The sequence below is a fragment of the Bacillus sp. AR8-1 genome (assembly GCF_008042345.1).
Taxonomy (GTDB): Bacteria; Bacillota; Bacilli; order Bacillales; family Bacillaceae_G; genus Bacillus_A; species Bacillus_A cereus.
In genome coordinates, this window is record NZ_QNUB01000008.1 from 253150 (window position 1) to 270654 (window position 17505).

Here is a 17505-nt window from a genome sequence, read left to right on the forward strand (position 1 = left end):
TTTTAAGAAACTTGTTCTGCATTCGTTTCTCTATGCTGTATATGACTCGTGATCCAAGCAATTCCACCGGCAACAACGAGGTAACATAACAATATTAAAATTTGCATTTGTAATTGTGACCAATCTCCTAAAGAGATAACATCTTGTAATCCTCTAAGAGAATGAGACATTGGGAGAAATTGTCCAATTTTACTAAGAACAGCTATGTTTAATTCTCCTGGGAAAGTCCCCCCGCTCGTCGCTAATTGCAAGACAAGAAGCGTTACTGCTAAGAACTTTCCAATAAGACCAAATACTGTTACTAACATAAGAATAAATGTCATGAACGTAAAGGAAATCACAATACTTGATAAAACAAAGAGTGGCACACTTGCGACTTCTAATTTCATAACACCTAGCACAACTACATCTACGAGTAGCGCTTGAATAAGTCCAATTAAATATACCAATCCTAGTTTATTAATAAAATGTACCGTTCCACTTACCTTCATATTTTGTCTACGACCAAGCGGTAAAATATTCGATGCCATAATTCCGCCAACATAAAATGCAAGCGATAAGAAATATGGTGCAATGCCTGAACCGTAGTTAGGAACGTCAGAAACTGTTGACTTCACTAACTGAACTGGCTCTGAGAACATCGTATTACGTGCATCATCATTACGAACATCCGCTATCTTCTCTGCGCCCTCTCCCAATTTCGTAGAAAGTTCTTTCGCACCATCATCAAGTTTAACAAGTCCATTTGTTAATTTACCAGCACCGTTATTCAGCTCCGTTCCACCACTCGCAAGCTGGTTTACACCTTCTTGCAATGATGTAAATCCATTTCCCCACTTCGTAAATCCATCAGCCAAATTCGATGCACCATCTGCTATCTTTTGCGTTCCAGCAGTAGCTTCATTTAACTTAACTCCGAATGTATTTATGCCTTCTTCAATCTTATGTTGACCGTCAGTAAGCTTCTTCGCACCTTGTGTCAATTGTTGTTGGCTATTATTTAAAGTACTTGTTGCGTTAGCTAGTCCATTAGACGTAGCAACGATTTTTTGAAAGGCGGGATCTTGCTGCACTTCTGGATGATTTTTCACGTACTCTTCTAATTGTTGTTTTATACTATTAGCCGCACCATCCGCTTTTACTTGGCCTTCAGCAAGCTTCTCACTTCCGCTCACCCATTCATTTGTACCAGCACTTAATTCACTAACTCCTGATTGTAACGTTTTTTCACCTTGTGCTAATAACTCCATACCACTATGAAGTGATGTCGCTCCTTGACTCAGCTCATTTGCTCCCCCGGTTAAAGCAGATTGACTGGATGCAAGCTTGTTACTTCCTTCTTTCAATTTCGATGTCCCATCACTTAAACGATCAATACCATCCGCAAGCTGATTCGCTCCATTTCTTGCATCGGTCGTTCCTTCATGTAACTTCCCAGCACCATTACTTGCATCACTCAATCCTTGTGCCAAATCTTGAAACTTTGAAAAGACACCTTCTGTATAAGATTTCGTAATACTGTTTGAGATTTTTGTTTTCATATTTTCAACAGCCGTCGTTCCAATTTGAGCTGCTACAAAGTTTTTACCTGGATTTACTTTGTACTGCAACTTTGCCGGCTCTGGTTTCTCATCCATAAGTGTACTTACCTTTTTAGAGAAATTCTCTGGAATCGTAACAACCATATAATATTTATCTTCTTTTAACCCTTCATCAGCATTTTTTTCTGATACGAAATGAAAAGCCAGTTCTTTATTCTCCTTTAAATTTTTTACAAAATCGTCTCCTGCATGAATTGTTTTCTCATCCATCGCAGCCCCCTTATCTAAGTTCACAACTGCAACAGGTAATTTATCTAATTTTCCGTACGGATCCCAATACCCAGCTAAAAAGAATCCTGAATAAATTAATGGAACGATTAATAAAAAAATTAAAGCGATACGTCCATGTTTATGGTGCCACATCGCTTTCCAATCTTTAAATATAAGTTTAATTCCCTTCATGAAACATACTCCTCTTCTAATTTAACACCCTTCGAATGGTTTAACAGATTTACTATACACGTCACTTTCCATACTGTATAATACATCTTTAATTATCAATTCATTCCTTTTGGTCTATAGAAAGGAGATTCGAAATGGAACTGCTCCAGTTAAAATACTTTCAGACAGTCGCACGACTAGAACACATGACAAAGGCAGCTGAAGAATTGCATATCGCGCAACCTTCACTCAGCAAAACAATAGCGAGACTCGAAAAGGATTTAGGCGTCCCTTTATTTGATCGCCAAGGCCGACAGATTACTTTAAATTCTTTCGGAAAAGTATTTTTAAAACGAGTAGAACGTATTTTTCATGAATTAAGTGAAGGGGAACGAGAAATTAAAGATTTAGCCGAATTACAACAAAGCTCTATTACACTGGCCGTTTCTATTCCGAGAATATTACCAGAACTACTTGGCTCTTTTTTACTAGAACATCCTAACGTTCGATTCCAACAATTTCTTGCATCCACTCCTTCTATGAAACGACAACTAGATAATATAGAAATTGACTTTTGTATCTCCTCTGTGCCAATTGAAGGTGAGGAGGTTGGTTGGGAACCACTTATTACAGAAGAAATTTTCTTAGTCGTCCCTTCAGGCCACCGTTTATCCGGCCGAGCAAATATCCACCTGCATGAAGTAAAAGACGAACCGTTTATTAGTATGAACACTGGCTACGGATTTCGGCACTTAACGGATGAATTTTGTAAAGAAGCTGGTTTCACTCCGCATATTGCTTTTGAAGTCGATGAACCGACCGTGATTAGCGATCTCATTAAGCAAGGTCTCGGCATCGCTTTTGTTCCAAGTTTAACTTTATTAAAAAACTCTACTTTAGCAGCAAGCAAGTTGCGTATTATTGAACCCACTTGTCAGCGAACCATCGGATTAAGTTGGTCAAAAAAACGTTACTTATCAAAAACAGCTCAGCAATTCCGTGAATTTGTGATTGACTACTTTTCTAATATTAGAACGTAAAATTATATGAACAAATAAAAGGTGCCACCCTCATATGGTGGCACCTTTTATTGTTCACTCTTTTTTAATTCCATTTCAGCTAAAAGTGGTAGTACGTTATCAAAAATATGCGTATTATTATTTTCACCTGTTACATATCCACCGTAATATCTACTAAATACATTGTCATTTCGGAATGTGGCCATATGATCATACAATTCCTTCGCAAACTTTGTATCACCTGTTTGTAGTACGTACAAAATTGTTAATCCGTACGCGGCCGGCGATTCATAATTCACAGTTTGTTTTCCCGTTTCTAAATTGTAACGACCGTATAGCTTTCCATCCTCCTGGAACTTCTTCTTTATAAATTCCAAATAAGCAGCTGATGAAAGACCACCTAAACTTCGATGATATGCAACGTATGATTGGTCAATAAGATTCACTTCTTTATCGTACGTAAATGTACCATCTTCTTTATACTCTTTTGGGAATGCCCAGCCATGCCTTGGATAATCAGCTAAAAATTGAACGACTTCCTGATATTGCTGAGCAGAAACTTTGCCGTACTTCTTCATATAGGAGAATGCACGCGGATTTATGTATGATGTTGTTACAAAATTATTTTGTTTCCCTGCATCTGCGTCATAATAATCAACATAATAATTATCTTTTTTATTATAACGAAGTACAGCATCACTTAATTGATCGGCAAGGTTTTTATAACGCTCTTCCTTATACATTTCATAAGCACGATATAATTGTTCTATAATACGAAGATCATCTATAAGTGCATTTGTAGCTGACTGCCTCTCTCCCTTTTCAGAGAGTTTCCATAAAACGATATGATTCTTATATATGAAATTATCTTGAATAACCTTTACTTGCTCATCAAATAACGCCTGATCATCTTTATCAAGTGTATACTGTAACCATAATCCCGCCGATTCTGATAAAGCTTCACGTCCCTTAGCTTCACCCGTACCTGCCTTAGTATCTACTAAACGATACGTGGCAAGTGTTCCATTGTCATTCACCATATGTCTTAAAATAAAATTTTCTGTACGGTTTCCTTGTAAAGCTGACCAAAATACAATTCCACCTAAAGCGATTAAGAAGATAACTCCAATCCCTATATATAAACGTTTCCGCAATCTTTTCACCTCCCTAGTAAGGCTAACCTTAATTTTATCAGAACATACATAAATTTAAAAAAGACAATCTATTAGATTGTCTCCCCCATTTCTATCCCCCGCAAACCTCTTTAGAAGGTTTATATAGCGATTGTACAAGTCGATCATATTCACGACGCGTAATTTCTTTATTATATAGCTTCAATAATAAATCTCTATGCTCTTTTGAAAATGCCATCTTTTTAATGACTTCAGGATACATAAAACACCCTCTCCATTTCACATAAACTTCTTGATTCCGAAAAACAGAACTTATGTTCGCATAAAAGATTATAAAAGATTCCTGAGCAAAAAACAAACAAAACATGACCAACTATTTATTTCTTTCTATTCAAAATATTACAACATTATATTATCATATTCACTTTTTAAATACATATATATTTTTGGTAGTTTTTTTGAATAAATCTTCCAATTCAATCAGAAAATAATGGCAAAAAAGAAGAGGAGTTTACATATGGATACGGTAACATTAGCAAGAGCATTTTTTGGTTCTTCATTAGCATTCCACATTATCTTTGCAACACTTGGCGTCGGACTTTCATTGATGATTTTTATAAGCGAAATACTCTATCACTGGAAGAAAGACTCCGACTATGCCATTATGGCGAAAAGATGGACAAAGGCGTTTGCTATTCTTCTCGGTGTAGCAATTCCAACTGGAACAATTGTTGGTGTGCAAATCTCACTTCTTTGGCCTGGTTTCGCCAAAATTGTTGGGCAAGTTATCTCTGTTCCCTTCCAAATTGAGATTTTCGCCTTCTTTTTGGAAGCTTTATTCATGTCGATTTACGTATATGCAGCCGATAAACTTCCTCCATTTATGAGATTAATCTCGCTATTTTTCGTCATGCTTGGTGCCACAGCATCCGCCGTGCTTATTACATCAGCAAATACATGGATGAATACACCAGCAGGATTTTCAATGAATCCAGATGGATCTGTTTTTAACGTTGATCCGTGGAAAGCTTTCTTTAATCCGAGTTTTGGCACAAGTGCATTCCATGTTGTTATTACGGCTTATGCAACTGGTGCGGCTGTCATTGCTTCTATCGCTGGATTTAAATTATTGAAGAAAAATTTAAGTACACGTGAAATTGCTTATCATAAAAAAGGGCTACTATTAGGGCTTGTCGTTACATTTATTACAGGCGCTACGATGTGGCTTTCAGGACATGAATCAGCGATTGCCTTACATAAACACTCACCTGAAAAACTTGCATCTGCTGAAGCTTTATTTGAAACGACATCACACGCACCGCTATCCATTGGCGGAGTTGTGGATCCTAATACACTTGAACTAAACTACGCACTTGAAATTCCAAACATGCTTAGCTTATTAGTGGGACTAGACCCTAGCACTGTCGTAAAAGGTTTAAAGGAATTCCCACAAGAAACATGGCCACCATTTTATACACATACACTATTCAACTTAATGGTCGGCACTGCTGCGTTTACCTTTGCAGTTGCAGCAATTGCACTCTTATATTGGTATTTCGTGTACCGAAAAAAGGGAACAGAACTACCGAAGTGGCTACTTTGGGGAGCTGCCGCATGCGGACCAATTATGATGCTCGGTATTGAATTCGGATGGATTTTCAGTTGTAGCGGTCGTCAACCATGGACAATTTATGGTATGCAACGTACCGTCGATGCAGCTACACGCGCTGATTTCGTCGGTCCTTTATTTATTTTGTTCATCATTTTATATATTGGACTCGCTATTTTAACAGTCTTTGTTCTACGTACATTCTTTAGAAGACATCCATTAAAGAATGATTTACAACACCAAGGAGGCGATTCTCATGCATGAGGAAAGTATTGCAATCATCATCTTATGGGCCCTTATTTTCGTATACAGTATACTAGGGTCCATCGATTTTGGAGCTGGTTTTTGGGGCATGGTATACGCAAAACATCCAACGCTCGCTGCTAAACTTGCGAATCGGTACTTATCACCCACTTGGGAAGTAACAAATACGTTTCTCGTCTTCGTCGTTGTCGCATTTCTCGGCTTCTTTCCGAAAGCAGCCTTTACTCTTGCGACAGTAATGTTCGTACCAGTTATGTTAATTTTAGTGCTCGTTGCAGTACGTAGTACATTTATGGTATTTGCTTACTCCTTGCCAAAATATCAGTACCTTCTTCGGGTTATTTCAGGTATTACTGGTCTCTTAATTCCAGCACTATTAATTACCGTTTTACCCGTTACAGAGGGAGCCTATATTACAATGTCTGAAGGGAAAGAAGTACTCCTGTATGGAAAACTTCTTTCTAGCCCGGTTATCTATTGCTATATGCTCTTCGGAATAACGTCTGAACTATTTCTCTCCTCTCTCTTTCTTGCTGATTTTGCGAGAGAACAAAGTTCAGAAGATACGTATAGAATTTATAGAAGAAATGCCATCATCCTTGGTCCTGCAACGCTCGTTACGGCGATCATCGCCCTCGTTGTAATGGATCCTGAAACACATTGGCTTATGCAAGGATTAATAAAGCAATTCCCGTGGTTTACAGTTTCTATTGTTTTATTCGTTATCGGATACTCGTCCCTTTGGTGGACAAACAAAAAGTACAATACACTAGGATATCCTCGCATTGCCGTTTTAGCTGTCGTCGCTCAATATGCATTTGCAAGCTACGCTTACGGCGTCGCGCATTTACCTTATATTATTTATCCTGACGTAACTGTATTTACAAGCTTTACAACGACAGAAACGTTCTATGCACTGCTCATTCTATACGCAATTGGGATTGCAATTTTATTACCAGGATTTATTTTCTTCTGGAATTTATTCTTGAAGGATCGTACTTTTTTGAAGGAAAAATAATATAGTCTTGGGGTCTGTTCCAAAAGGCATTTTGGGATGGGCTCCTTTTGTCATGTTTTGTCGATAAGTCGATATATTTTAAAAATCGCTGATATATTTTGAGTTGCACCGATATATTTCAATGATCGCTGATATATTTTGAGTTACGCCGATATATTTCAATAATCGCTGATATATTTTCAGTTACACCTATATAAATCTCATTTACTACCTTACTGCCCAATCAATTAATAGACTCCTATCACAATAGTTATTTCACTACGAGTGACACTTGTCCTTTAGCATGAAAAACACATATTCGCTTCATCTCGTTATACGTCTAGTTCTTCTTATTTTTTGCTGAATATACTACCAATATAACCTTGAGACAAGCTACATCTATTCAAGGGAAAATAGAAAGGTAGGCAAAATATGAGCATTGAAATATGGATTACTATTATTGTATTCTTCTTAACGATGATTGTTATCTTTTGGCGGCCTCGAGGTTTAAATGAGGCGTGGCCAGCAGCAATCGGAGCTGGTATCATCATAATTACTGGACTTGTATCAAAACCAGACGTCATGGATATTATAAGTAAAATTGGCGGTGCTTCCATAACAATATTAGCGACCATCGTCATGGCAGTTATATTAGAAAGCTTCGGCTTTTTCCATTGGTCCGCAGCGAAACTAGCAAATTTAGCAAAGGGTTCTGGACGCCGCTTATACTGGTATATTCAATTATTATGTTTTCTCATGACTCTTTTATTCAATAACGACGGTAGTATTTTAATTACAACTCCAATTTTAATTCTTCTTCTAAAAAATCTTCAATTAAAACCTCATCAGCAAATTCCTTATTTATTAAGTGGTGCTTTAATCGCTACGGCATCTAGTGCACCAATTGGTGTAAGTAATATCGTAAATTTAATCGCATTAAATATCGTTAATATGACTCTTTATATGCATACTGCTATGATGTTTGTACCTGCAACATTAGGCTTATTATTTATGTCATGGCTCATGTATACAGTTTTGAAGAAAAAACTTCCGAAAAAATTACCTGTTTCTTCATATGATATTGAAGAAATTTTCTTCACGAAAAACTTCCATCCACTAAAAGGAAATAATTCTGTTGATACGAAACAAAAACGGACAAGATTCATGTTAAAAGTATTAGGTTTCGTCTTCCTTATGCGCTGTCTTCTATTCGTTGCATCCTTCTTATCCATCCCAATTGAAATCGTTGCAGTACTTGGTTCACTCGTTCTTCTCATTTGGAGATGGTACTACTTACGAACAAATCCTGTCGACATTTTGAAAAAGACACCGTGGCACATTTTAATTTTCGCCTTCTCTATGTACGTCATTATTTACGGACTCCACAACGCAGGATTAACAGCTGCACTTGTACAATGGCTCGAGCCAATTGTGAATCAGCATCTACTCTATGCTAGCTTTGCAATGGGCGGACTTGTATCCATCCTCTCTAACGTCTTCAATAACCATCCTGCCCTTATGATTGGTACAATTACATTAACAGAAATGGGACTAGATCCAGTCACATTAAAAACAATCTATCTTGCAAACATCATTGGTAGTGACATCGGTTCACTATTACTACCAATTGGTACACTAGCTTCACTCATTTGGATGTATATTCTGAAACAAAACAAAATTAAAGTAAAATGGAAAGACTATTTAAGTGTATCCCTTATCGTTATCCCGCTCACAACAGTCGTCACACTATTCCTCTTATTCTACTGGGTACATCTCTTCTTCGCCTTATAAACAACAGAAGCCCCATTTGCTACCGTCTTAGCAAATGGGGCTTCTTCTATAATAAAGTTAGGTACTACAGTGTGATCAATCAAGTAAAGAGGTGTAACATGTTATTGATATAAATGACTACCAGCTTCTTTAAATTCTTCTGCTTTCTCTTTCATTCCTTTTTCAATTGCTTCTGTCGTTTCTAAATCATTTTCTTTTGCATACTCACGAATATCATGTGAAATTCTCATACTACAAAACTTCGGTCCACACATTGAACAGAAGTGAGCTGTCTTTGCCCCTTCTGCAGGCAACGTTTCATCGTGATATTCCATCGCACGTTCAGGATCTAAAGATAAATTAAATTGATCGCGCCAACGGAATTCAAAGCGTGCTTTTGAAAGTGCATCATCACGCTGATGAGCCGTTTTATGTCCTTTCGCAAGATCAGCCGCATGCGCTGCAATTTTGTACGTAATAACACCCGTGCGTACATCATCTTTGTTTGGCAAACCTAAATGTTCTTTTGGCGTTACATAACAAAGCATCGCTGTTCCAAACCAGCCAATCATCGCAGCTCCAATCGCCGATGTAATATGGTCATAACCGGGTGCAATATCTGTCGTTAGCGGCCCAAGTGTGTAAAACGGCGCGCCCTGACAAATATCAAGCTCTTTCTCCATATTCTCTTTAATTAAGTGCATCGGTACGTGTCCAGGTCCTTCGATCATAACTTGCACATCATGTTTCCAAGCAATTTTGGTTAATTCACCAAGTGTTTCAAGCTCAGAAAACTGTGCTTCGTCATTTGCATCTGCAATAGACCCTGGACGTAATCCATCTCCAAGAGAAAACGAAACATCGTACTGCTTCATAATTTCACAAATCTCTTCAAAATGAGTATATAGGAAGTTTTCTTTATGATGGAATAAACACCACTGCGCCATAATCGAACCACCGCGCGAAACGATACCTGTCGTACGCTTTGCCGTGATTGGAATGTAGCGAAGTAATACGCCAGCGTGAATCGTAAAGTAATCAACGCCTTGCTCCGCCTGCTCAATTAACGTATCACGATATACTTCCCACGTTAAATCTTCTGCAATTCCGTTTACTTTTTCCAGCGCTTGATAGATCGGTACAGTTCCAACTGGTACAGGCGCGTTACGAATAATCCACTCACGCGTCGTATGAATATTTTTACCTGTAGATAAATCCATAATCGTATCTGCACCCCAGCGCGTTGCCCACGTCATCTTCTCTACTTCTTCTGCAATAGAAGAAGATACAGCAGAGTTTCCGATATTCGCGTTTACCTTCACGTGGAAATTACGCCCGATAATCATCGGTTCTGCTTCCGGATGATTAATATTCGCTGGTAAAATAGCGCGGCCTTCTGCGATTTCCTTACGAACAAACTCAGGCTCTACTCCTTCACGAATTGCAACGTATTCCATCTCAGACGTAATAATGCCATTACGCGCATAATGCATTTGCGTAACATTTGCGCCTTGCTTCGCTCTAAGCGGCTGGCGATCCATTTGCGGGAAAACAGGTGTATGTTTCGAAGCCACTTTCACACCATCATCCTCTGGTTTCACCTCGCGCCCTTCATATGCCTCTACATCCCCGCGCTCCATGATCCAAGAATGACGCGGCGTTGGAATTCCCTTTTCCAGCTCCACTTTATACGCCGGATCCGTATAAGGACCGCTCGTATCATACACACGGACTGGAGGATTTGGGATGCCGTTCGTTTCGCTTTGTTCAATCTCACGCATCGGCACTTTCATGCCTGCGCGTGGTCCATCCACATATACTTTCTTACTCCCTGGTAAACTTGATTTCAATTCAATTTGCTCAGCTGAAACAGACTGTTTCATAACCTTTGTTGCCTCCCCTGTTCGTGACAAGGACGAGATATGGCCAGCGCATGCCAAAATAAAAAGAGCCAGGTCCATAAAAAAATAAGGACCTGGCTCATAAAAGACATCATTATGTAAAGCCGTTAACTTCCCTACGCTGGTACGAGCCAGATCAGGTCCAAAGGGTTAAGAAGATCACGCGCTTCTCTCTCAGCCTACGCATACGTTAGGCACCCCTAGTTTATCACTGATTTAATTTTCAATACTTTCCCATCATACACGATAATCTGAAAAATGCAAAGGTTATTTCTTTTTCTCTTTATGGAATCATCCACGTTAAATAATATGCTTGAACATACGTCATAATACCAACAATAATTACGAAGAACACCCTATTGTAAAAATAGTTTATGACTTAACATAGGAGTTTAAAAACATCTTCACCACAAAGAGTGTTGAGAATTTCGACCATTGTATTGAGAAAATGAAGAATACTAATATACAAGAGTTTAAGAGCTTTACGAATGGATTAGCCCGGGATATTGAAGCTGTCAGAAATGCGGTAACTTATGAGAATAATAATGGTCTTGCCGAAGGGAGCATAAACAAGTTAAAGCTTATTAAAAGAATCATGTATGGTCGATGCAAATTCTCCACATTGCGGACAAAGATTCTACTTTTGGAGAGAATGAGACTTTTCAACTAACTCCGGAAAGAACCATTTTTTACTTGCCAAATACATTCATCAGTCCCGTTTGACAAAGAGCCTTTGTCTCTGCTGCATTTCGCTACAACTGCTACTGTTACCTGCCATACAACCTGCAATAGAGATAGGTAACAATTTACTATACAAGGAACAAAATTGACCTGCTCCTCCATTTAGTGATTTAACTACCTTTATTATTCAGAGCTAAAACTCAAAGAAAAATCTCTTACATTTATTGTGACATTTTTACTTAATATGTTAATTATTTTTTTGTTGTCTTGTTAGTTAAAGGGGTACTTAGTACAAAAAATAACCGTAGATAGTAGCACGAACACTGTTCTTGTTATAATTAATTTTTTTCAGAACGTCTATAATCCTCTTTTAAAAAATATATGTAAATATAATAAAAAACGAATGATTAATAGAAATATTCTACGCCACTCGTTTTTTATCGGACTTCTTTTTACTGTACTTTTATTTTCTTTATGAGTTATTAGAAAAATAATTGTCTATATAAGTCTTTATTTTTTCAAAATTCTTTTCCATAAATAAGATTGCTGGTACTTCAATTATTGGAAGATTATTTTCATTATCAAAAGCTGGACACGGTTTGGGAACTACCAAATAGTCAACTGAATTTTTATCCCTAATATAATTAATTGAAACATCATAATACTTAGAAAAATATTCCTTCAAATCATCCTGATTCCTTAAAAATGGTAGAGAAAATATTGAACCATAATTTATACCAGCGTCGACAATTAATACAAAGCATATTTTTTTCATGATACACCCTCCTCGTATAATAAGTTTTAAGTTAATAACTGTTCCTTGAAAATTAAATAGTTTTTATCTTCAAGAGCTACATCAAAAAAATGATGTATGGGTAAAATTTAGTCTTGGATACTGGGGGATTTCCCCAGATAATGGAAGTATGGAAATGGATCCATCGGGAATATGCTTACTCCTCCTGTAGTTCGACCACGTTAAAAGACTGTGACCCAGACCAAAATGCACTGCATACGCACAAGCTGTATCGGTTTCCTTCACTTACCTCTCATAGTGGTGGGAGGGGCAGCTTAGATGAAGGCAATCATTGAATACTCATACGCGAGGTTGTGGCTATGTTTTTGACTCTAGGGAGATCCCACAGTATCCAAGCTCATTCCAAATACTATTCAAAGAAAGGAGATCCTTTCTTTGAGATTATTCGTAGCTATTGATGTAAGCTCTGAAAAACCTGATGTATGTTTTCTTGACAGTCATGACACTGTTTTGAAAGAAATTTGTCTTTCAAACGATGTGAATGGTGCCAACGCCATTAAGGAGGATGTTCTCCATTTTCACCAGTTGTACAACTATAAAAAAATTGTCATTGGCATGGAATCTACTTCCGTCTATAGTTTCCATCCTTCCATGTTCCTAACGGAAGATAAGGATTTGAGGGCTTTAGACGTGGAAGTGGTCGTATAAAATCCAAAAGCCATCCATCGGTATAAAAAACTCTTTGAAGAAGATAAGACCGATAAAATAGATGCTTTCCGTATTGCCGATTTTTTACGAATCGGACGGTATAATAAATTTCTTATCAAGGAGGAAAAATACGTTGCCCTTCAACGTTTAACACGATCTAGATATCAACTCGTTCACCAGCAAACAGAATGTAAGCAACACTTTCTGGAGAACCTTTACTACAAATGTAATACGTTATCGAAAGAGTTAAATACCTCTGTTTTTGGTGCGACGATGATGGAAATACTCTCAGATTCCCTTTCGTTGGATGAAATCGCAGAAATGGATCTAGAAGCACTCGCTACTCTTCTTCAGAAAAAGGGGAAAGGACGCTTTAGCGACCCGGAAGATTTAGCGAAAACCATCAAGAAAGCCATACGTGAATCCTACCGACTAGGTAAGGTCGTTCAAGACTCTGTGGACGTTGTATTAGCCACTTATGCACGATTGATTCAAACATTGAAAAAACAAATCAAAGAAATAGAAAAAAGCATTACTGCTTTTTTCGAAGCCATTCCAGAAGCGAGATATTTAACAAGTGTTCCAGGCATTGGAGTCGTATACGCCGCGGGAATCATTGCAGAAGTTGGACAAATTGAACGCTTTGAGAACGAAGCACAATTGGCCAAATACACCGGTCTTTACTGGAAAAAATCGCAATCTGGAAACTTTGAATCGGAACGAACACCCATGACACGAACGGGAAACCAGTATCTTCGTTATTACATGGTTGAAGCTGCCAACTCTGTACAACTTCGTGAAGCTACTTACCGTGCTTATTATTTAGAGAAATATGATGAAGTTCCGAAATACAAACATAAAAGAGCCCTTGTCTAAAGCCGTAACTAGATTCGCTAAATTGTTTTTCAAATATTGAACCAAGCACTTGACTGATTGCTTGTTGAACAACCCTATCCACTACTGTCGGTATTCCCAATTTGCGCATCTTCCATAAAAAGAGCCAGGTCCATAAAAAAATAAGGACCTGGCTCATAAAGACATCATTATGTAAAGCCGTTAACTTCCCTACGCTGGTACGAGCCAGATTAGGTCCAAAGGGTTAAGAAGTTCACGCGCTTCTCTCTCAGCCTACGCATACGTTAGGCACCCCTAGTTTATCACTGATTTAATTTTCAATACTTTCCCATCATACACTATAATCTGGAAAATTCAAAATTTATTTCTTTTGTTGTTTATGGAATCATCCACGTTAAATAATAAGCCTGAACATAAGTCATAATCCCTACAATTATTACGAAGAACAAACTATGCTTCACTGTAAAACGGAACAAATCCGATTCTTTTCCAGCAAGACCAACTGCTGCACAAGCAATCGCAATCGACTGCGGGGAAATCATTTTACCTGTTACACCGCCTGTTGTATTTGCTGCAACGAGAAGCACTTCAGATACGCCGACTTGCTGCGCTGTAATGGCTTGTAAATTCGAGAACAGTGCATTCGCAGACGTATCAGACCCTGTTAAGAATACGCCAATCCAGCCTAAGAAAGGTGAGAAGAACGGGAATAGTCCGCCAGTTCCGGCTAATGCTAACGCTAACGTAGAAGATAGACCAGAATAGTTTGCGATAAATGCAAACCCTAGTACGAATCCGATAGATAGAATTGGCATTTTTAATTCACTTAACGTTTCTTTAAATGTCACTACTGCATCTTTTACATTCATTTTCAAAATAAACATGGAAATGATACAAGCAATTAAAATCGCCGTTCCGGTTGCTGATAATACATCAAACTTCAGAATTGCCTCGTAAGGCGTTGGTTTATTTACAATTGGTTCTGCTTTCATTACTAGATTATGCAGACCTGGAATTTCAAACTTAAATACAAGACTTGCTAAAGCCCCTCCTGGAGCGAATAATGCCTTAAAGAAACTTTGGCTCCAAATGACTACCATAACCGTTAATACGATAAATGGAGACCATGCTTTTACTACTTTTCCAAACGTTAATTTCGGCATCGATGCTGCTGTCGTTGTTGCTACTTCACTATTTGCTTGCCCGGATTGATAGATTTCTTTCGGCTGCCAAACTTTTAAGAACAGCGCTAAACTAATTAAACTTACAAGTGCCGATGTAATATCCGGAAGTTCCGGCCCTAAAAATGTCGCTGTAATGAACTGCGTAATCGCAAATGAACTACCCGCTACAAGTAACGCAGGCCACGTTTGTCTTATCCCTTTAAATCCATCCATTAAAAATACGATAAAGAATGGAACAAATAATGATAGGAATGGTAATTGATGTCCAGCCATTTGTCCAATTTTATGTGGATCAATACCTGTTACTTGTCCAGCAACTGTAATCGGAATTCCCATCGCTCCGAACGCCACTGGTGCAGTATTTGCAATCAAACAAAGACCTGCTGCGTATAAAGGATTTAACCCAAGACCCGCAAGAAGCGCTGCTGTAATCGCTACTGGCGCTCCAAATCCTGCCGCTCCTTCTAAAAATGCTCCAAATGAAAATCCAATTAAAATAACGAGTAGACGATGATCATTCGTAACCGATAATACCGATGCACGAATCACATCGAATTGGCCTGTTTTTACAGAAATTTTATATAAAAATACCGACATAATAATAATCCAAGCAATTGGCCATAACCCGTACAAAAAACCGTACCCGGTTGCTGCCATTGCCATCATGAACGGCATTTTATAAGCGAATAACGCTACTAAAACTGTAAGTACAACTGTAATAAATCCTGCCACATACCCCTTCATGCGAAAAATCGCTAAAGCTAAGAAAAAAAAGATAATCGGAATAAGTGCTACTGCTGCTGAAATCCAAATATTACCGAACGGATCATAAACTTGTGTCCATGTGTTCATTGTCCTCTCCCCCTAAAGAATCCCCTTTTAAATAAATACAACCTTATCAATAGACTATCAGGTCATCATACCTTTAAGTCTAAAAATAAAAAAACGTTTAAGAAAACGTTTTCAAAAACTTTCATTTATACTGTACCATAACAATTTCTATTAAAAAAGATTTTTTTGAAAATTTTATTATTTAACAGGAAATCTTACAAAATCGTCACGTTCTTGTAATGTTCATCGATAGGAAGTTTGCCAAAATTATTGCATAATAATAGTATAACAACAGAAATTATTCATGAGGTGATATATATGAACGGAAATAAAATATTAGCTGCGTTATCATACTTTAGTGTACTATTTGCCCCTATCTTATTCCCTATTATCGTTTGGATTGTAGGAGACGCTGAAACAAAACCACATGCAAAACGTGCTCTATGGACACACATCATTCCAAGTATCGCTACATTCATTGGCTTAACTATTTTAGGAATTATGGGTCTTGGATCTGATCAACCAGATGTAACACTTGGAATTGGATCAATGATTGTCTTAGCTATTTGCGGAATCATCAGCTTATACTACTTCATCTGGAACATTGTAAAAGGAATTAAAGTACTGAAAGCTTAATTTGAAACAAACGTTTGTTTAAAAAAGGACCCTTGCAAATTGCAAGGGTCCTTTTCCGTTCACTTTATCTTCTGCGTTTCTTCTTTTTTCTCATCATTTTCTTTCGGCGTGTATTCACTTTATCCGCTATAATGTGGAGCGTACTTGCCACAACAATTCCCATTAAGAATGTTACAATTTCAACCTCATGTTTCTTCGCAATTTCTATTAAATTACCATCCAGTGCGATTACATTTAATAGGAATAAAAATGGAGAAAAGACGATTAACATGTACGCAATACGAATCACATCACCAAGTATAATCGTATGCGTAAAGAAAGATCGATGTGGCATTACTTTCTTATAAGGATACCAAAATATACGTAAGAAACCCCATTTGTTATAAGCATTACTGTACGTATCTAAATCTGGTGTTAAAAATGAAGTACCTACTAAAAAACCAATTGCAAAAGTTAATAAAAAATCAAAATTTGTTAATCCATACGAAAAAAGCAAAAACAAAACAACCGGAAGGGATATTAAGTTTATTTTCGTATGCGTTCTTCCTGATGGCATAATGCACTTCCTCGCTTACGTTCGTCCTGTCACCTTATGACAGGTTTCACCTATTGACCTAATTTCTGATCGATAAATGTTGTGTCTATATCCGAACCAAACCATTCTGCCAACTTCACTCGTGCCTTATCTTTCACATCTTCATTGACGTATAACGACACCTGTATTAGTGCGGCCGTTAACGCCCCTAAATCATCCGTATAACCAATTCCAGCAATGAAATCTGGAATCGCATCAATCGGTGCAATAAAATAAGCAAGTGCTCCAATTACAATAATTTTCACTCGTTTTGGAACATCGGGTCTTTGCAAAACGTAAAACAGTAATAAACTTGTATAAATGACCGACTGCCCTGCTTGCTTTGCAACATGTTTTACTTTCTTCCAAAACGCTTCAACTGAAAATTTTTGTTTCATGTAAAAGCCTCCCTATTTTTAAAAAGAAATAAGCTACAATATGTTATCAGTAAAAGTTCATAGAAATTACACAAAACCTATCAATGAACTTTCATTGTAACAAACAAACTAAAAAAGAACAAGTGTTCGTTAATTTTTACACAATTTCCTTCATATAATAGATTTCTAGATAACCCTTACCCATCTTCGTTTCTTATTTCTCAACAAAG

Annotated in this window: 14 protein-coding genes, 2 pseudogenes and 2 riboswitches; of the genes and pseudogenes, 7 read left to right on the plus strand and 9 right to left on the minus strand. The window is 37.6% G+C overall.

Annotation, left to right across the window (positions count from 1 at the left end):
- Nucleotides 1–2 precede the first annotated feature (2 nt).
- Complete coding sequence (locus tag DN400_RS05020; protein WP_097913025.1) at nucleotides 3–2003, minus strand: YhgE/Pip domain-containing protein; 2001 nt, start codon at nucleotides 2001–2003, stop codon at nucleotides 3–5.
- A 134-nt stretch (nucleotides 2004–2137) separates the two neighbouring features.
- On the opposite strand from DN400_RS05020, the gene DN400_RS05025 reads away from it, so the two are divergent.
- Nucleotides 2138–3022 carry a LysR family transcriptional regulator gene (locus tag DN400_RS05025; protein ID WP_147801565.1) on the plus strand — a complete coding sequence of 295 codons (885 nt, stop codon included), beginning with the start codon at nucleotides 2138–2140 and terminating at the stop codon, nucleotides 3020–3022.
- Between the two features lie 47 nt (nucleotides 3023–3069).
- Here the strand turns inward: DN400_RS05025 and DN400_RS05030 are convergent, their stop codons facing one another.
- Together DN400_RS05030 and DN400_RS29320 are read right to left on the minus strand one after the other, a co-directional pair.
- Nucleotides 3070–4155 carry a hypothetical protein gene (locus tag DN400_RS05030; protein ID WP_001231662.1) on the minus strand — a complete coding sequence of 362 codons (1086 nt, stop codon included), beginning with the start codon at nucleotides 4153–4155 and terminating at the stop codon, nucleotides 3070–3072.
- A gap of 91 nt (nucleotides 4156–4246) precedes the next feature.
- Complete coding sequence (locus DN400_RS29320) at nucleotides 4247–4396, minus strand: hypothetical protein (RefSeq protein WP_000283180.1); 150 nt, start codon at nucleotides 4394–4396, stop codon at nucleotides 4247–4249.
- Nucleotides 4397–4651: 255 nt separating this feature from the next.
- On the opposite strand from DN400_RS29320, the gene cydA reads away from it, so the two are divergent.
- From cydA to DN400_RS05045, 3 genes are all read left to right on the plus strand, one after another.
- A complete protein-coding gene (cydA, locus tag DN400_RS05035; protein WP_000381975.1) occupies nucleotides 4652–6007 on the plus strand; it encodes a cytochrome ubiquinol oxidase subunit I in 1356 nt (451 codons plus the stop codon).
- Complete coding sequence (locus DN400_RS05040; RefSeq protein ID WP_000544183.1) at nucleotides 6000–7025, plus strand: cytochrome d ubiquinol oxidase subunit II; 1026 nt, start codon at nucleotides 6000–6002, stop codon at nucleotides 7023–7025. The genes cydA and DN400_RS05040 overlap by 8 nt, the downstream gene beginning before the upstream one ends.
- Nucleotides 7026–7436: 411 nt before the next feature.
- Complete coding sequence (locus DN400_RS05045; protein ID WP_000021123.1) at nucleotides 7437–8795, plus strand: arsenic transporter; 1359 nt, start codon at nucleotides 7437–7439, stop codon at nucleotides 8793–8795.
- A gap of 101 nt (nucleotides 8796–8896) precedes the next feature.
- Here the strand turns inward: DN400_RS05045 and thiC are convergent, their stop codons facing one another.
- Together thiC and DN400_RS30260 are read right to left on the minus strand one after the other, a co-directional pair.
- A complete protein-coding gene (gene thiC, locus DN400_RS05050; RefSeq protein ID WP_000814450.1) occupies nucleotides 8897–10657 on the minus strand; it encodes a phosphomethylpyrimidine synthase ThiC in 1761 nt (586 codons plus the stop codon).
- Between the two features lie 114 nt (nucleotides 10658–10771).
- A riboswitch (TPP riboswitch) is annotated at nucleotides 10772–10887 on the minus strand.
- Nucleotides 10888–10958: 71 nt separating this feature from the next.
- Nucleotides 10959–11030 (minus strand): annotated as a pseudogene (locus DN400_RS30260) (L-lactate permease); the annotation flags it as partial.
- A gap of 45 nt (nucleotides 11031–11075) precedes the next feature.
- Here DN400_RS30260 and DN400_RS05055 point away from each other — a divergent pair.
- Nucleotides 11076–11345: an ISL3 family transposase gene (locus DN400_RS05055; RefSeq protein ID WP_024927962.1), complete on the plus strand. Its 270-nt coding sequence runs from the start codon at nucleotides 11076–11078 to the stop codon at nucleotides 11343–11345.
- Between the two features lie 483 nt (nucleotides 11346–11828).
- Here DN400_RS05055 and DN400_RS05060 read toward each other — a convergent pair whose 3' ends face one another.
- A complete protein-coding gene (locus DN400_RS05060; RefSeq protein WP_000717611.1) occupies nucleotides 11829–12131 on the minus strand; it encodes a hypothetical protein in 303 nt (100 codons plus the stop codon).
- Between the two features lie 414 nt (nucleotides 12132–12545).
- On the opposite strand from DN400_RS05060, the pseudogene DN400_RS05065 reads away from it, so the two are divergent.
- Nucleotides 12546–13694: pseudogene (locus DN400_RS05065) on the plus strand (IS110 family RNA-guided transposase).
- 169 nt (nucleotides 13695–13863) lie between these two features.
- A riboswitch (TPP riboswitch) is annotated at nucleotides 13864–13979 on the minus strand.
- 71 nt (nucleotides 13980–14050) lie between these two features.
- Here DN400_RS05065 and lldP read toward each other — a convergent pair.
- Entirely contained in the window at nucleotides 14051–15709 is a 1659-nt protein-coding gene (gene lldP, locus DN400_RS05075) for an L-lactate permease (protein WP_097913027.1), read from the minus strand.
- Nucleotides 15710–16006: 297 nt separating this feature from the next.
- On the opposite strand from lldP, the gene DN400_RS05080 reads away from it, so the two are divergent.
- Nucleotides 16007–16324 carry a magnetosome magnetite crystal formation protein family gene (locus DN400_RS05080; protein ID WP_001014092.1) on the plus strand — a complete coding sequence of 106 codons (318 nt, stop codon included), beginning with the start codon at nucleotides 16007–16009 and terminating at the stop codon, nucleotides 16322–16324.
- 64 nt (nucleotides 16325–16388) lie between these two features.
- Here DN400_RS05080 and DN400_RS05085 read toward each other — a convergent pair whose 3' ends face one another.
- On the minus strand, nucleotides 16389–16880 hold the full coding sequence (locus tag DN400_RS05085) for a metal-binding protein (protein WP_001139059.1): 492 nt from the start codon (nucleotides 16878–16880) through the stop codon (nucleotides 16389–16391).
- 50 nt (nucleotides 16881–16930) lie between these two features.
- Nucleotides 16931–17296, minus strand: coding sequence for a YkvA family protein (locus tag DN400_RS05090; RefSeq protein WP_000810378.1), 366 nt, complete (start codon nucleotides 17294–17296; stop codon nucleotides 16931–16933).
- Between the last annotated feature and the right edge of the window lie 209 nt (nucleotides 17297–17505).

What these genes read in the sequence shown, in the direction of transcription:
- DN400_RS05020 (WP_097913025.1), bottom strand. Translation starts at nt 2,003, where the DNA reads ATGAAGGGAATTAAACTTATATTTAAAGATTGGAAAGCGATGTGGCAC.
- DN400_RS05025 (WP_147801565.1), top strand. Translation starts at nt 2,138, where the DNA reads ATGGAACTGCTCCAGTTAAAATACTTTCAGACAGTCGCACGACTAGAA.
- DN400_RS29320 (WP_000283180.1), bottom strand. Translation starts at nt 4,396, where the DNA reads ATGTATCCTGAAGTCATTAAAAAGATGGCATTTTCAAAAGAGCATAGA.
- cydA (WP_000381975.1), top strand. Translation starts at nt 4,652, where the DNA reads ATGGATACGGTAACATTAGCAAGAGCATTTTTTGGTTCTTCATTAGCA.
- DN400_RS05040 (WP_000544183.1), top strand. Translation starts at nt 6,000, where the DNA reads ATGCATGAGGAAAGTATTGCAATCATCATCTTATGGGCCCTTATTTTC.
- DN400_RS05045 (WP_000021123.1), top strand. Translation starts at nt 7,437, where the DNA reads ATGAGCATTGAAATATGGATTACTATTATTGTATTCTTCTTAACGATG.
- thiC (WP_000814450.1), bottom strand. Translation starts at nt 10,657, where the DNA reads ATGAAACAGTCTGTTTCAGCTGAGCAAATTGAATTGAAATCAAGTTTA.
- DN400_RS05060 (WP_000717611.1), bottom strand. Translation starts at nt 12,131, where the DNA reads ATGAAAAAAATATGCTTTGTATTAATTGTCGACGCTGGTATAAATTAT.
- lldP (WP_097913027.1), bottom strand. Translation starts at nt 15,709, where the DNA reads ATGAACACATGGACACAAGTTTATGATCCGTTCGGTAATATTTGGATT.
- DN400_RS05080 (WP_001014092.1), top strand. Translation starts at nt 16,007, where the DNA reads ATGAACGGAAATAAAATATTAGCTGCGTTATCATACTTTAGTGTACTA.
- DN400_RS05085 (WP_001139059.1), bottom strand. Translation starts at nt 16,880, where the DNA reads ATGCCATCAGGAAGAACGCATACGAAAATAAACTTAATATCCCTTCCG.
- DN400_RS05090 (WP_000810378.1), bottom strand. Translation starts at nt 17,296, where the DNA reads ATGAAACAAAAATTTTCAGTTGAAGCGTTTTGGAAGAAAGTAAAACAT.